The 14,662-nt window shown below is 74.4% G+C and carries 12 protein-coding genes; 4 read left to right on the plus strand and 8 right to left on the minus strand.

The features are described from left to right. Window positions 1-12 precede the first annotated feature (12 nt). Window positions 13-525 carry a hypothetical protein gene (locus AAG742_RS09020; RefSeq protein WP_298711806.1) on the plus strand — a complete coding sequence of 171 codons (513 nt, stop codon included), beginning with the start codon at window positions 13-15 and terminating at the stop codon, window positions 523-525. Window positions 526-555: 30 nt separating this feature from the next. Here the strand turns inward: AAG742_RS09020 and AAG742_RS09025 are convergent, their stop codons facing one another. Both AAG742_RS09025 and AAG742_RS09030 read right to left on the minus strand, forming a co-directional pair. Beyond that, window positions 556-1,851, minus strand: a complete 1,296-nt coding sequence (locus tag AAG742_RS09025; RefSeq protein ID WP_343282072.1) for an MFS transporter — start codon at window positions 1,849-1,851, stop codon at window positions 556-558. 86 nt (window positions 1,852-1,937) lie between these two features. Further along, window positions 1,938-3,338, minus strand: a complete 1,401-nt coding sequence (locus AAG742_RS09030) for an FAD-dependent oxidoreductase (protein WP_248116114.1) — start codon at window positions 3,336-3,338, stop codon at window positions 1,938-1,940. A gap of 178 nt (window positions 3,339-3,516) precedes the next feature. Here AAG742_RS09030 and rarD point away from each other — a divergent pair, with 178 nt between their 5' ends. The 3 genes from rarD to AAG742_RS09045 are packed head-to-tail and all read left to right on the plus strand — an operon-like array spanning window position 3,517 to window position 5,534. Beyond that, a complete protein-coding gene (gene rarD / locus AAG742_RS09035) occupies window positions 3,517-4,497 on the plus strand; it encodes an EamA family transporter RarD (protein WP_298711811.1) in 981 nt (326 codons plus the stop codon). 9 nt (window positions 4,498-4,506) lie between these two features. Continuing rightward, window positions 4,507-5,013: a hypothetical protein gene (locus AAG742_RS09040; RefSeq protein ID WP_248116119.1), complete on the plus strand. Its 507-nt coding sequence runs from the start codon at window positions 4,507-4,509 to the stop codon at window positions 5,011-5,013. Continuing rightward, entirely contained in the window at window positions 5,010-5,534 is a 525-nt protein-coding gene (locus tag AAG742_RS09045) for an HIT domain-containing protein (protein WP_248116121.1), read from the plus strand. Before AAG742_RS09040 ends, AAG742_RS09045 begins: the two co-directional genes overlap by 4 nt. Before the next feature lie 83 nt (window positions 5,535-5,617). On the opposite strand, the gene AAG742_RS09050 is transcribed toward AAG742_RS09045, so the two are convergent. From AAG742_RS09050 to AAG742_RS09075, 6 genes are all read right to left on the minus strand, one after another. Continuing rightward, window positions 5,618-6,685, minus strand: a complete 1,068-nt coding sequence (locus AAG742_RS09050) for a polyprenyl synthetase family protein (protein ID WP_343282073.1) — start codon at window positions 6,683-6,685, stop codon at window positions 5,618-5,620. Further along, window positions 6,682-8,085: a geranylgeranyl reductase family protein gene (locus AAG742_RS09055; RefSeq protein WP_343282074.1), complete on the minus strand. Its 1,404-nt coding sequence runs from the start codon at window positions 8,083-8,085 to the stop codon at window positions 6,682-6,684. The genes AAG742_RS09050 and AAG742_RS09055 overlap by 4 nt, the downstream gene beginning before the upstream one ends. Then, window positions 8,082-10,028 carry a 2-succinyl-5-enolpyruvyl-6-hydroxy-3-cyclohexene-1-carboxylic-acid synthase gene (gene menD / locus AAG742_RS09060; RefSeq protein ID WP_343282075.1) on the minus strand — a complete coding sequence of 649 codons (1,947 nt, stop codon included), beginning with the start codon at window positions 10,026-10,028 and terminating at the stop codon, window positions 8,082-8,084. The genes AAG742_RS09055 and menD overlap by 4 nt, the downstream gene beginning before the upstream one ends. Before the next feature lie 198 nt (window positions 10,029-10,226). Beyond that, window positions 10,227-12,377, minus strand: coding sequence for a PhoX family phosphatase (locus AAG742_RS09065; RefSeq protein ID WP_298711826.1), 2,151 nt, complete (start codon window positions 12,375-12,377; stop codon window positions 10,227-10,229). A 245-nt stretch (window positions 12,378-12,622) separates the two neighbouring features. After that, entirely contained in the window at window positions 12,623-13,750 is a 1,128-nt protein-coding gene (locus tag AAG742_RS09070; RefSeq protein ID WP_298711829.1) for an o-succinylbenzoate synthase, read from the minus strand. Between the two features lie 85 nt (window positions 13,751-13,835). Then, the gene (locus tag AAG742_RS09075) at window positions 13,836-14,510 is read right to left on the minus strand and encodes a hypothetical protein (RefSeq protein WP_298711832.1); all 675 of its coding nucleotides are present in this window, start codon (window positions 14,508-14,510) and stop codon (window positions 13,836-13,838) included. Window positions 14,511-14,662 lie beyond the last annotated feature (152 nt).

Below are 14,662 nucleotides of genomic sequence, written 5' to 3' on the forward strand. Positions count from 1 at the left end.
CGAGGAGACCCCATGCTCTACCTGATCGACCCCCGCGGCGCCGTGTGGTCCGCCGACGTCACCCTGGGCCGCGCCCGGGCCCGCGCCCGCGTGGACGGCCGGCCCGTCGACGACCTGCCCTTCACGAAGGCCGCCATGGTCCTGGACCAGGAGGACTTCGTGGACCTGGCGCTGCGCCACGGCGTGGCCGCCCCCCGCGGCATCCTCCTGGACCACGGCTTCGTGGAGCGCGCCCTGGCCCCGTCGAAGCTGACGTTCCAGCAGCGCAACCAGGACGCGATCGCCGAGCAGCTCGAGCCGGTGCAGCGCCGCACAGAAGAGGACTCCGTGAAGAAGAGCCGCCACGAGGCGGTCTACGAGGGCGCCCACCGGAAGCTCGCCACGCGGATCGAGAAGGCCGAGGAGGAGGCGCGGGAGACCCTCCAGGCGGAGCCGAAGGACGAGCTCGTCGGCCACTGGACCCGCTTGGGGGGCCGGATCCCGGCCACGATCGCCGCCGACCGCCGCTCCGACGCCGACCGCTGAGCCCCTCCCCCACCGGAACCCCGCGCCCGCTCAGGGCGTGGGGTTCCGTGCGTCGTAGGCCAGGAAGCCCGGCTGCCGCCGCATCAGCACGCTCACGCCCACCACGCACAGCACGCCGCCGGCCACGAGGGTGAGCCCCTCCCCGAGGAGGGTCGAGGCGCCGCCCGTGATCATCTCGCCGACGCGGGGGCCCCCGGCCACGACCACCACGAACACGCCCTGCAGCCGCCCGCGCAGCCGGTCCGGCGTCGCGGCCTGCAGGATGGTGCTGCGGAAGACGCCCGAGACCGAGTCCGCCGCGCCGGCCACCGCCATGCACGCCACGCACAGCGCCATCGCGAGACCGAGGCGCGGGTCGCCCTCGGGCATCGAGCGCGCCCACCACACGACGCCGCCGAATGCGGCCACGGCGGCTCCCCACGCGCAGATCGAGAGGTAGACGCCCCAGCCCTGCGCCGTGACGCGCGTGAAGGAGCCGGAGAACAGGCCGGCGAGGAACGCGCCGGCGGCCATCGCGGCCAGCAGGATGCCGACGGCGGACTCGCCGCCGCCCAGGACCACGCCGCCGATCGCGGGCAGCAGGGCGCGTGGGAATGCGGTGGCCATGGCCACGATGTCCGCGAGGAACGTCATGCGCAGGGTGGGCCGGGAGGCGAGGAAACGGAGCCCCTCGACCACCGAGCCCAGCCCCACGCGCCCCGTCGGCGCGGCCTCGCCCTCCTCGCGCGCGGGCGGCAGCGGGGGAAGGCGCCACAGGGCGTAGAGCGCGGCGAGGAACGTGACCACGTCGATCGAGTACGTCCACGCGTACCCGGCGGTGGCCACGAGGACTCCGCCGAGCACCGGGCCCACCATCATGGCCACGGAGAAGGTCATCATGGTCAGGGCGTTGGCGGCGGGCAGCAGCGTCAGCCCCACGAGCGCGGGGACGATGGCGCCGCGCGTGGGCTGGTTGATGCCGGAGGCCCCGGAGTGCACGGCCACGAGGGCGTAGAGCAGGGGCACGGACTCGGTCCCCGCCCACGCGTGCGCCGCGATGCCCACGGTCGTCGCCCACATGACGGCGGAGGAGCACAGCGCCACGGTGCGGCGGTCGTGGCGGTCGGCCACGGCGCCCCCGTACAGGCCCGCGACGACGAGCGGCACGAGCGCCGCCAGTCCCAGCAGGCCCACCGCGAAGGACGAGCCGGTCAGCGCGAAGACCTCGAGGGACACCGCCATGAGCGTGAGCTGGGTGCCCACGGAGGAGAGCAGGTTGCCCACCCACAGCCGCCGGTAGGCGGGCGAGACCTTCAGCGGCGTGAGGTCGGCGAGGAGGCGGGGCACCGGGCCAGAGTAGCCGCCCTCGCACACCACGACGGCGGGCACCCGCGGTGGGTGCCCGCCGTCGTGGTCGGGTCAGGCCGGGAGGATCACTCCCCGCGGCTGATGCGCGTCATCTCGTCGCGGTCCACGACCTTGACGCGCTCGCGGGCCACCGGGCCGGCCTCGGTGGCCGCCGCGCCGAGGGACTTCTCGTGCGCGTCGAGGGCATGCCAGCCCTCCCACGTGGTCACGGGGACGCCGCGCTCGGCGAGCAGCGCGAGCACCGCGTCCTCGGACGGGTCCTCGGCGGTCCAGAGGGCGTCCACGTCCTCGATCAGGTGCTGGATGGTCTCGAGCGAGTCGCCCTTCGTATGGCCGATCAGGCCCACGGGGCCGCGCTTGATCCAGCCTGAGGCGTAGAGCCCCGGCACGGCATTCCCGTCCGCGTCGAGCACGCGGCCCTCGGCGTTCGGGATGACGCCGCGGGCGTCGTCGAACTCCACGCCGTCCACGGGCGAGCCGAAGTAGCCCACCGCGCGGTAGACGGCCTGCACGGGGTAGTCCGCGGTCTCCTCGGTCGGGCGGACCCCGCCCTCCCCGTCCAGCTCCATGCGGCGCATGCGCAGACCGTCGAGGCGGCCGTCGCCGTCGGCGTCGAGGAACGCCTCCGGGGCCTGGAGGAAGTGCAGGTGGAGGCGGCGGGAGGCCTGCTCCGTGCGATCCTCCTGCTCCATGAGCCAGTTGGTGAGCGTGCCCACCATGGTGCGCACCTGGTTGTTCTCCGCGATCGCCTTCTCCGAGCCGGCGTCGAAGTCGAAGTCCTCCTCGTAGAGCACGATGTCCACGTCGCGGGAGTGGGCCAGCTCGCGCAGCTCCAGCGGGGTGAACTTCACCTGCGCCGGGCCGCGGCGGCCGAACACGTGCACGTCCGTGACCGGCGAGGACGTGAGCGCGCGGTACACGTTCTCGGGGATCTCCGTGACCAGGAGGTCGTCGGCGTGCTTGGAGAGGATGCGGGCCACGTCCAGGGCCACGTTGCCGTTGCCGATCACCGCGACCTCGGTCGCGTCCATCGGCCACTCTCGCGGCACGTCCGGGTGGCCGTCGTACCAGCTCGCGAAGTCGGCGCCGCCGAACGAGCCCTCGAGCTCCACGCCGGGCACGTCCAGGCTCGCATCGCGCACCGCGCCGGTGGAGAACACCACGGCGTCGTAGTGGCGGCGCAGGTCCTCGAGGGTGAGGTCCGTCCCGTAGTCCACGTTGCCGAGGAAGCGGATGTCGCCGCGGTCCATGACCTTGTGCAGGGCGGTGATGATGCCCTTGATGCGCGGGTGGTCCGGGGCCACCCCGTAGCGGATGAGGCCGAAGGGGGCCGGGTAGCGGTCGAAGAGGTCGATGCTGACCTGGAAGTCCCGCTCCTCCTTGGTCAGGATGTCCGCCGTGTAGACGCCGGCGGGGCCGGCTCCCACGATGGCGATGCGCAGCGGGCGGTCAGGGCGTTCGGTCACGTCGGGGTGGTCCTTCCGAAAGACGACGGCGGCGCCCGCGTCGGGCCCGCGGGCGGGCCGGCGCGCGGCGCGCGGGGATCGACCTCCCAGTCTACCGGCGGGGCGGCGGCCGCCCGGGTGAGCCCCCTCACGACCCCGCTCCCGCCGCGACGGCGGGGGGCGGCCCTACAGTGGTCCGGTGACCGCCTCCTCGCCCTCCGCCCCGGACACGGGCGCCCTGCCCACGGTGGCTCCGGCTGCCGCCAACGACTCCCGCGGCCTCGCCCTGGGGTTCACGGCCTACCTCCTGTGGGGCGGGATGCCGCTCTACATGGCCGCCACCGCCCCGGCCGGCGCCGTGGAGATCGTGGTGGTCCGCATCGGCTTCGCCCTCGTGTTCTGCCTCCTGCTGCTGACCGCCATGCGGCGGCTGCCCGAGCTGCGCACCGCCCTGTCCTCCCCGGCCCGCTGGGGCACCACGGCGCTCGCCGCCGGCGTGATCGGCGTGAACTGGCTCGTCTACGCGGCCAGCGTGATGAGCGGGAACGTGCTGCAGGCCTCCCTCGGGTACTTCATGAACCCGCTGGTCAACGTGCTCCTCGGCGTGCTGTTCCTGGGCGAGCGCCTGCGCCGGCTCCAGTGGGTCGCCGTGGGGATCGCCGTGCTCGCCGTCGCCGTGATGACGGCGGCCCTCGGCGCCGTCCCCTGGCTCGCCCTGGTGCTGGCGTTCTCGTTCGGCCTGTACGGCTTCGTGAAGAAGCGCTTCCCCGTGCCGGTGCACGCGGTGACCACCATGACGGCGGAGACCGTGGTGCTCCTGCCCGTGTTCGCGGTGGGCTCGGTCCTGCTGCTCCAGGCCGGGCTGCTGACCACGGTGACCCAGGGCCCGGGGCACTTCTGGCTCATGGCCGGCCTGGGCGTCCTGACGGCCGTCCCCCTCATCCTCTTCTCCTCGGCGGCGAAGTCGCTCTCCCTCACCACGCTCGGGATGCTGCAGTACATCGCGCCCATCCTGCAGTTCCTGGCCGCCGTGACGGTGCTCGGCGAGCACATGCCGCTCCCCCGGTGGATCGGGTTCGGGCTGATCTGGCTCTCCCTGATCGTGTTCACGGTGGACCAGCTGCACCGCTCGCGCCTGCAGCGTCGGGCGGCCCGGGCCGCCGTCGGGAACCGCCCCTAGACTGGCCCCATGCCCGCCAAGCCCCCCGCACCCGTGTACCTGCCCGCGTTCCAGCAGCTTGTCCCGGACCTGCTCGGGGAGCCCTGGGCCGCCGACGACGGCCTCTCCCCGCGGGAGATCGAGGAGCGCCTGCCCTCCGCCCCCGCCGCGGAGCAGCTGGGCGACGCCTTCGTCCTGCCCGCCGCGCTGCGCGAGTTCTACCTCGCCCTGGGCAACTGCGGCGACCTGCTCGAGACGGCCCACTACTTCTGGGATCCGGACGACCTCGAGGCCCGCGACGGCTACCTCATGTTCCTCGAGGACGAGGACGAGACCGTGGTGTGGGGCCTGCCCGTGGCCAACCTGACCCTGCCGGACCCCCTCGTGTGGCGCCGGTCTGCGGGGGCCGAGGCCGAGGAGGGCGCCTGGGAGGACGAGGGCGGCACCTTCAGCGAGTTCGTGCTCGACCTGCTGGCGTGGACCTTCGAGGACCCGGGGGACGAGGACGACGGCGCGGAGCGGGGCGTGGCCCGATGAGCGGGCCCGAGGACACCACGCGAGGCGGCGCCCCCGCCCTGCGCTCGCACGCCCCCGAGGGGTACGCCTGCCCGTTCTGCGGGCTCGTGGCCGGGAACGTGGCGGACCCGGGCAACCGCTGCGAGCTCGGGGACACCGTCTACCAGGACGAGGACCTCCTCGTGCTGATCGCGTGCGACGGCTTCGGCGAGCACGAGGGGCACGCCATGGTGTGCCCCGCCGCGCACCACGAGAACCTCTACGAGCTGCCCTCCCGTGTGCTTCAGCGGATCGCCCTGATGGAGAAGCAGGTGGCGCTGGCCATGAAGGCGGCCTGGAGCCCGGACGGGATCTCCACGCGCCAGCACAACGAGCCCGCCGGCAACCAGCACGTGTGGCACTACCACCTGCACGTCTTCCCCCGCTACGAGGGCGACCTGCTCTACCGGCAGCTGCGCCACGCCGTCGCCCCCGAGGTCCGGGAGCGCAAGGCCCGGGAGCTGGCCGCCGCACTCGACCCCGCGCCGACGTTCCTCGACTGAGGCCCGTCGGGTCGCCGCCGGAGCAGCCCGTCATCCCCGGGCGGCTCGCCGACCGGGACCTGCCGGCCCGGCCCGGCCCGGCGTCAGCTCGCGCGGTCCACCACGTAGTCGGCGAACCCCGCGAGGGACTCCTTCACCACGGAGTCCGGCAGGGGCGCCAGCGCGGCCTTGGCCTGGTCCGCCCAGTCGTGCGTCGTCTCCCACGCCCGCGTGAACGCGGGGTGTGCCACCAGCGCGGCGACGGCGGCGCCCAGCTGAGCGTCGTCGTCGAGGGGGCCGTCCACGAGCTCCTTCACGCGGCGGGCCGCGGCGGCCTCGGCCGCGTCCTCGGACGCCGCGGCGCGGTCCAGCAGCAGCGTGCTCAGGGTGGCCACGCGCTCACGCAGGTCCGTGCCGGGGGTCTTGCCGAGCGTCTCGGCGGTGCTGGTGAGGTCCAGCAGGTCGTCGGCGAGCTGGAAGGCCAGGCCCACCTTCTCCCCGTACTCCCCCATCACCGCGACGGCGGACTCGTCCGCCCCGCCGAGCAGCGCGCCGAGCACGCCCGATGCCGCGATGAGCGAGCCGGTCTTGCCGCCGAGCACCCGGTAGTAGTGCTCGATGGGGTCCTGGCCGGCGGACGGGCCGCGGGTCTCCCACAGCTGCCCCTGCACGAGACGCTCGAAGGTCTCCGCCTGGATTCGCACCGCGCGCGGTCCGAGCTCGCTCATGAGCTGGGAGGCGCGCGCGAAGATCAGGTCGCCCGCCAGGATGGCCGCCGCGTTGCCCCACAGCCGGTGCGCGGCGGGCGCGCCGCGGCGCACGGCCGCCTCGTCCATCACGTCGTCGTGGTACAGGGTGGCCAGGTGTGTGAGCTCCATCACGACGGCGGCCTGGCGCGCCTGCGCGCCCACGGGCGCCACCTGCCCGGAGGCCAGCTCCGGATCGCCCAGCAGCGCGGCGAGCACCGTGAGCACGGGACGCACGCGCTTGCCGCCGGCGGCCAGCAGGTGGGCCGTGGCGGTCTGCGAGAACTCGTCGTCGAAGGCGAGCGCCTCCTCCAGCTGCGCCTCCACCTGCTCGAGGGCCGACAGCACGGTCTCCAGCACGCGGCCGTGCTCGGCCAGGTGGTCGAATCCGGGGGGCAGGGCGATGCCGACGTGGTCAGTGCTCACCCGGCCAGCCTACCCAACCGCGGGTCGTCCGCCGTGGTGAGCGACGGGGTGGCCGCCTCGAGGAGGCGGACGGCACGGTCGACGACGTCGCCTCCCTCCGCGTCCACCGTGTTGCCCATGACCTTGACCACGGCACGCAGCAGCGGAGGGACGGCCATGCCCGTGCCGAGCGCGGCGCGCATCACGCGCGGGTCGCCGATCAGGCGGGCGAAGCGGGCGCCGAGGGCGAAGTGGCGGCCCCACAGGTGCTGCGTGAGCACGGGGTAGCGGGCCAGCACGCTGTCCGCACCGACGGCGCTGCCCGCCGCGAGCGCCTCCACCGCCAGGTCCGCGGCGTGGCGGGCGGCCTCCATCGCGAAGCCGATGCCCTCTCCGTTGAACGGGGAGACCATGCCGGCGGCGTCGCCCACGAGCAGCAGCCCGGGCACGTGCTGGGGCGTGCGGTTGAAGGCCATCGGCAGGGCCGCGCCGAGGATCTTCGAGGACCGGGTCTCCTCCGAGATCCCCCAGTCCTCGGTCAGCGCGCCGGACCACGAGGTCAGCAGGCCGCGGTAGTCCAGCGTCCCGAACAGGGGCGAGGTGTCGAGGATGCCCAGCCCCACGTTCACCGTGCCGTCGGCGAGCGGGAAGAGCCAGCCGTAGCCGGGCAGCGGATTCCCCTGCTCGTCCGGCAGGCGCAGCCAGGACTCCATCCACTCCGCCCGGTCCCCCGGCAGGGCGGGGGCGGCGCCTCCCACGGCCGCGCCGGCCGTGTAGTACGCGCGGACGGCCACGCCCATGGGGCGGTCCTCGCGCCGGTGCAGGCCCGCGGAGACGGCCGCACGGGCCGAGACGCCGTCGCACGAGAGCACGATCGGGGCGTGCCAGGTGACGCTCTCGCCGGTCTTGCGGCCATTCTCCCCGATCAGCTCGGCGTTCAGCCCGTCGACGCGTCCGGCGTCGTCCCGGGTGACGCCTGTGACGGCGTGGCGCTCGAGCACGGTGGCACCGCGCTCTCGGGCGAGGTCCACGAGGATGGCGTCGAAGTCCCGGCGGGTGCGCGTCAGGGCGTAGTCCGGCCACGTCTGCGTGCTCGGCCACGGCACGTCCACCCCGCGCCGGCCCGCACGCAGGCGCAGGCCGCGGATGCGCTGCCAGCCGCCGTCGTCGCCGGCCTCCCCGCGGTGGGGCACGCCGAGCAGCTGCAGCTCGCGGACGGCCTGCGGAGTGAGGCCGTCGCCGCACACCTTCTCGCGAGGGTGCGCGGACTTCTCCAGCACCACCACGTCCAGGCCCGCGGCGGCCAGGTGCGCGGCGGCGGTGGCCCCGGCGGGGCCGCCGCCGGAGATGAGCACGTCCGCGCGGCGGGGCCGATCGGCGGCGCCCGTGGCGGACGACGGGCGCGGGGTCTGTGCGGTCATCGGGCGGCCTCCTCGGGGCTGGCGGGCTCGGACGCGGGGTCCGGGAAGGTGGAGCGCACGGCGGCGGCGATCGAGGCGGCCACGCGCGGGCGCTCGGTGCGGTCGCAGCGGACCTCCACGAGCCGTCGGCCGCGCACCGGGACCGCGAGGAGGTGCACGAGCCCCACCCGGTCCGCGGCGCAGACGTACGGCACGCCGTACGCGGCAGCCAGGCCCTCCAGGTCCACGGCGTGCGGGGTGCCGAAGAAGCGCTCCACGGCGCCGGCCATCCCCGGGGCCCGTGCCACGGTGCCGTGCTCGAGGCCGGCGAAGATCGCGCCGCCCGTGTCGTTGACCACCACGAGGTCCACGTCCGGGTCGGCCTCTGTGGTCCCCACCAGCAGCCCGCCGGCGTCGTGCAGCGCCGTGAGGTCGCCCAGGAGGGCGACGGTGCGGCGGCCCGTGCCCAGGGCGATCCCCATGGCGGTGGACACCGTCCCGTCGATCCCGGCGAGGCCGCGGTTGGCGTACACGTGCACGTGGGCCAGTGTCGGGGGCCGCCACGCGAGGTCCACGTCCCGGATCAGGGACGAGGATCCCAGCACGAGCGGACCCCGTGTCACGGACGCGCACACCTGGGCGACGCTCTGCGGGCTGAGCCCGTGCGCGGTGTCCTCGTCCAGCACGACGTCCTCCACCGCGGCCTGGGCGCGCATCGAGGCCGTCTGCCATGCGGCGAGCCACCCTGGCTCGCCCTGACCCGCGAAGGACGCGAGCTCCGCGAGGGAGCCCACGACCCGCTCGGCGCGGCGGCCCACCTCGAACCACGGGGCGGGCTCGGTCAGGAGGATCGCGGTCTCCACGTCCGGGCGTGCGAGCAGCGCCGTGACGGAGCGGGTGAGCGTGGGGCGGCCGAAGAGCACGACGCGCTCGATGCGCCCGGCCAGCGGGTGGCTGTCCGCGCCGCGCCCGCCGTGGGAGCCGATCAGCGCTGGATAGGCCGCCACCGCGTTGACGGAGAACCGGGCGTTCGAGCTGGGCTCGGCCAGCAGCGGCAGGCCCAGGGAGACGGCGAACGCGGCCGCCACCGGACCGGCGCCGTGGCAGGCGAGCACCACGGTGCGCCGCTCCCGCAGCCGGGAGGCGTCGAGGTCGGGCAGGCCGGACAGGTCCGCGCCGGCCGGTCGCCACGGGGCCCGGGCCGCGGCGTCGCGGCGCACGTCGCCGACGGCGGGCAGCGCGCGGGAGTCGGCCGAGAGGTCCGGCAGCCCGTGGTCGGCGTCCGGGCACGGGGGCGTCCGCGCGGGGATGCGGGCGCCCATGTCCGCGGCCTCCCGGGGGTCCGGCACCAGCGGGGCGCGGAAGCGCAGGTTCAGGTGCACCGGTCCCGCGGGGGCGTCACGGACGTGGACGGCGGCCTCCCGCGTGGCCGGGCACCCGGCGTCGGGGTCGCACACGAAGCCGTCCGCCGCCAGCAGGGCCTGGCGCACGGTGGCCCCGGCCTCGTTCAGGTGCTGCTGCGCAGAACGGCCCGCCGCGGGATCCGCCTCGATGGTGGCCGAGAAGCGGGTGTGGTGCCCGAAGATGCCGTCCTGCTCGGTGGTCTGGTTGGCGCCCGAGCCGTGCAGCTCCGCGGGCCGGTCCGCCGTGAGGGCCACGAGGCGGGTGCCGGCGTGGAAGGACTCCATGAGGGCGGGCAGGAGGTTCCCGACCGCCGTGCCCGACGTCGTGAGCACCCCCACGGGGCGGCCCGAGGCCAGGGAGAGCCCGTGGGCGAGGAAGCCCGCCGCGCGCTCGTCCACCCGCACGTGCAGCCGGATCCGGCCCTGCCGTTCGAGGTCGGCCAGCGCGTACACGAGGGGCGCGGAGCGGGAGCCGGGGCAGATCACCGCGTCCCTCATCCCGGCGTCGGTCAGGGCGGCGGCGACGGCGCGCGCCACGGAGAGGGAGTCGGCGGAAGTCATGGTGGCCCCCAGTCTAGGCGGGCAGAGCCGGACGGCCCCGGCCCGTGCCGTCCCCGCACAGCGGGGGCGGCGCGATCCCCGGACGCGGCGAGGCCGCCACGGCGGTGTGCCGTGGCGGCCTCGTCAGGGGGGGGACTCGGCCGGCCCCCATGCTGCGGGTCCGGCCCCGTCCGCGCGGGGATCACTCCCCGCACCGGGTCACTTCTTGGGGCCGTTGCCCTGCGCGTGGCCGAAGGCGGAGTTGCCGTGGCCGTTGCTGCCCTTGCCCTTGTTGCCCTTCTCCTTGCCGGAGCCCTTGCCCACGCCGTTGTTGCCGGTCACGTTGAAGACCTGCACGACGGAGGGACGGGGGGCCGCGACCTTGTCGCCGACCTGCACGGGGCCGGCCGGGGACAGGAAGTCCGGGAAGTAGGACGTGTGGGCGCCCCAGTTGCCGTCCTCGCCCGGGTGCTGGACGTTGACGAACACGGAGTTGTCGCGGTCGTGGATGACCGGGCCGCAGGTCTCGGCGTCACGGGGGACGGCGAGGAACTGCTCGACGCGGCCGCGCTCCGGGCCGTCCAGGGTGACCTTGTGGAGGGCGTCGGCGAGGCCGATCGTGCCGGGCTGGCCGTCGGTGGAGATCCAGAGGTTGCCCTCGGAGTCGAACGCCACGTTGTCCGGGCAGGAGATCGGGGACACGAGCTCCTTGGGGTACCCGGCGAAGTAGGCCGAGGAGGAGACCGCCGGATCGCCGGCGAGCAGCAGGATGACCCAGTTGAACGTCGTGGCGGTGTGGTCGCCGCCCTTCTCGGTCAGCTCGACGACGTGGCCGTCGCGGTTGCCCACGACCGGGTTGGCCTCGTCCACCTCGGTGCGCTTCGTGTTGTTGGTCAGCGCCATGTAGACCTTGCCGTTGACCGGGTTGGTCTCCACGTCCTCCGGGCGGTCCAACTTGGTGGCGCCCATCTTGTCCGCGGCGAGGCGGGTGTAGACGAGGACCTCGGCCAGGGACATGCCGGGCACGAGGGACTTCTTGTCGGTCGCCAGGGCGATCCACTCGCCGGCGCCGTCGAACGCGCCGTCGGAGGGCAGGGTGCCCTTGCCGTCGATCTCGGACTTCGGGGAGTCGCCCTTGAACTTGGCCACGTAGAGGGTGCCCTCGTCCAGGAGGCGCATGTTGTGCTTCTTGTCGCCCTCGACGAACTTCTTCGCGGAGACGAACTTGTAGAGGTAGTCGTGGCGCTCGTCGTCGCCCGAGTAGACCACGGCGCGGCCGTCGCCGGAGAGGACTGCGGTGCCGGCCTCGTGCTTGAAGCGGCCCAGGAGGGTGTGCTTCACCGGGGTGGAGGTGGGGTCCTCAGGGTCGACCTCGACGACCCAGCCGAAGCGGTTGGCCTCGTTCTCGTAGCCGTCCTTGGTGAGGTCGAAACGGTCGTAGAAGAGCTCCCAGCCGCGCTGCGTGGCCTTGGTGCCGATGCCGTAGCGCTTCTCCTCGGCGGTGCCGCGGCCCTTGAAGTACTGGTTGAAGTTCTCCTCGCCGGAGAGCACGGTGCCCCACGGCGTGGTGCCGCCGGCGCAGTTGTTGAGGGTGCCCAGCACGCGGGTGCCGGTGGGGTCCTCGACGGTCTTCAGCAGGGCGTGGCCGGCGGCCGGGCCGGTGACCTTGAAGGGGGTGGTGCCGGTGATGCGGCGGTTGCGACGGCCCCCCTGCACGTACTCCCACTTCTGGCCGCGCTTGGCGCGCTCCAGCTCCACCACGGACAGGCCGTGCGACTGGATGCCGGCGTCCACCACGTCCTTGCGGTGGGAGATGATGTACTCCGGGGAGAACATGATGTTCTCGTTGGTGTACTCGTGGTTGGACACGAGGTAGCCGGAGCGGTCGTTGCCGCCGTCGGAGACGATGTTCAGGTAGTCGTTGTTGTAGCCGAACTGGCCGGCCGCCGACTTCCCCGTCTGGTGCTGGATGTCGAACTCCTCGGAGTCCTTGAAGAGCGGGTCGCCCCAGCGGATGATCGTGCCCCACTCGTAGCCCTCGGGGACCGTGACGTCGTCCACGGTGCGCGGGACGGGCTTGATGGCCGTGAAGTCCAGCTTGCCGCCGCCGGTGGGGTGGTTGCCGTTGTCCGCCAGGGCCTCGGGGGCCTGGGCCATGTTCGCGCCGATCACGACGGCGGCGGCCAGGCCGGTGCCGCCCATGAGGGCCGAGCGACGGGAGATCGCGGTCTCGGCGATCTGCTGGAACGTGGCGTTGTCCGAGGTGTTCGGGATCGGGTGCGAGCACGCGTTGCCGCACTTGAGCTCGCAGGTGACAGCCGAACGGTTGCCGCGGGTATGACCAGACATGGGCAGGAGGCGCTTGAGCATGGGGAGTCCTTCGCGTCGTTCAAGAGGGAGTGGGCCCGCCCGTGGGGCGGCCCCGGGCCACGATGCCCGCGGACACCCGCGGACATTCCCCCACCCTGTCCCCCCGAGTCGAGCGGCGAAGGACACCAAGGTGAACCGGGACGAAACAGTGCGTGGCACCGAGATTTCGTCTCGTCGACGTGTCGTATTGCCCTCTGGGTCCCCCCCTGGGGGCTGGATTCCCGGAGGCGCGCCATCGCCCCAGGTCAGCCGGAGATCTGTGCGAGGACCGCGTGAGCGTGCTGCACGCGTTCGGCCCACCGCCGCCGCCCCTCCCGGTCCAGCTGCAGTCGGCGCAGCGCGCTCGGGTCCGGTTCGGGAGCGCGGACGCCGGGGGCGGGGAGCGTCCCGTCCACCGGACGCCACGGGGGCGCGACCACGTCGTCGGCGAACAGCGCCGCCGTGCCCAGGCCGCACGCGTGCGGCAGGGAGGGCAGGTGCGCGGCCAGGGCCGCTCCCCCGGCCAGTCCCACGGAGGTGTCCAGGGCCGAGGAGACGACGGCGGGCAGCCCCGCCGCCGCCACGATCGCCGCGGCGCGCCGCACTCCGCCGAGGGGCTGCACCTTGACCACGATCAGGTCGGCCGCGCCCGCCGCGGCCACGGCCAGCGGGTCGTCCTCCTTGCGGACGGCCTCGTCGGCGGCGATCGGGGTGGCGACGCCGCGCTCGCGCAGGGCGCGGCGCACACGGGCCAGCGGGGCGATGCCCGGCACGGGCTGCTCGGCGTACTCGAGGCCGACGTCGGCCAGCTCGGTGAGCATGTGCAGCGCCTCGTCCTCGGTCCAGCCGGCGTTGGCGTCGATGCGAATCGCGGCCTCCGGGAGCAGCTCGCGCACCCGCCGCACCCGGGCGAGGTCGGCCGCGTGGCCGCCCGCCACCAGGCCGCCGCCGGGGCGGTGCTCGGCCACCTTGACCTTCACCGCGGGCACGGGGCCGAAGCGCTCGAGGACGTCCTCGACCTCGGCCGCCCCCACGGCGGGGACGGTCGCGTTGACGGGCACCGCGTCCCGCACCGGCGCCGGCCAGCCCTGCCAGCCGGCCTCGACAGCCGCCGCGAGCCACCGGGAGGACTCCTCCGGGCCGTACTCGGGGAACGGGGAGAACTCGGCCCATCCCGCGGGCCCCCGCAGCAGGAGAGCCTGGCGCGCGGTGGTGCCCCGGAAGCGCACCGTCATGGGCAGCTCCACGGCCACCGCGTCGGCCAGCAGCTCCTCCACCGAGGGCAGGGCGCAGCCACCGGGGGCACCGGGCAGGGGCGGGAGGGACGGAGGGGGGTGCAGGCCGTCGGGGCCGGGCTGCGCACGGTCCGGCTGCGCGGGGTCAGGCGACGTCATGCGGCCAGCCTAGGGGCGGGAGGCCGCCGTCGCCCGCGCGGGCGTCCGGGAGGCAGGCGTCTCCCGGGCGTCCCCGACGGCGGGGTCAGCGCGCGGCGAGGTAGCCGAGCTTGCGGGCCAGGCCCGCGGCCCGCTCATGCGAGCCGAGCACGCCCTCGAGGCCGGCGACGACGGCGGCCACCACCTCGTCCGTGAGGTGCCAGTCCGGGGTGAAGGGATCGTCGAAGCGGGCCCACGCGGTGCCGACCGCGGCGAGGGCGCGGGCCATCTCGGTGACGTCCCGGAAGACCGGCTCGGGCTCGTCCATGCGGTCCTCCCAGCCGTCCTCGCCGGGGGCCATGAGGATGCGGCCGGTGGCGGCCTCGTGGATGAACGGGTCGGCGCCCTGCTTCGCCACCACCGTCCAGTCGTCGTTCCAGTCCACGAGCAGGGCGCCGGTGCGATGGTTCCAGCGGTAGCCGGCCTGCTCGTCCCACAGGCGGTCCAGCGGGAAGAACAGCAGCGGCAGCCCCACGGTGTCGATCTCGAGCCACTCCGGGCCCACGTAGCGGTAGAAGTCCGCCAGATCCGTGGGCAGCGGCTCCTCGGCGGCCCATTCGATGGGCTCCTGGCGGGCGAGGTTGCCGAACGGGCCGAGCGCCTCACGCGCCGAGATGAGGGACTCCGGGTCCAGCGTGATGCGCGGCCGCGCGGCGGCCTCGCCCGCGGCGGGCGTGTCGCTGGAGGAGGACGGACCGTGCGCGGAGGGAACGCGGTTCATGGCCCCAGGCTAGGCACGTGGCACCCCGGGCGGAGGAGCCCCCAGGCGACGGTCGCGTGACGCTCCGGTGAAGCCTGCGTGACGCGCCGCCGTCATGCGTCCACGAACCCCACACCAGAGCAGGACGAGTCCTGCGCAGGTGTGCCCCTCCG

This window comes from Micrococcus sp. 2A (genome assembly GCF_039519235.1).
In the GTDB taxonomy this organism is placed as follows: domain Bacteria; phylum Actinomycetota; class Actinomycetes; order Actinomycetales; family Micrococcaceae; genus Micrococcus.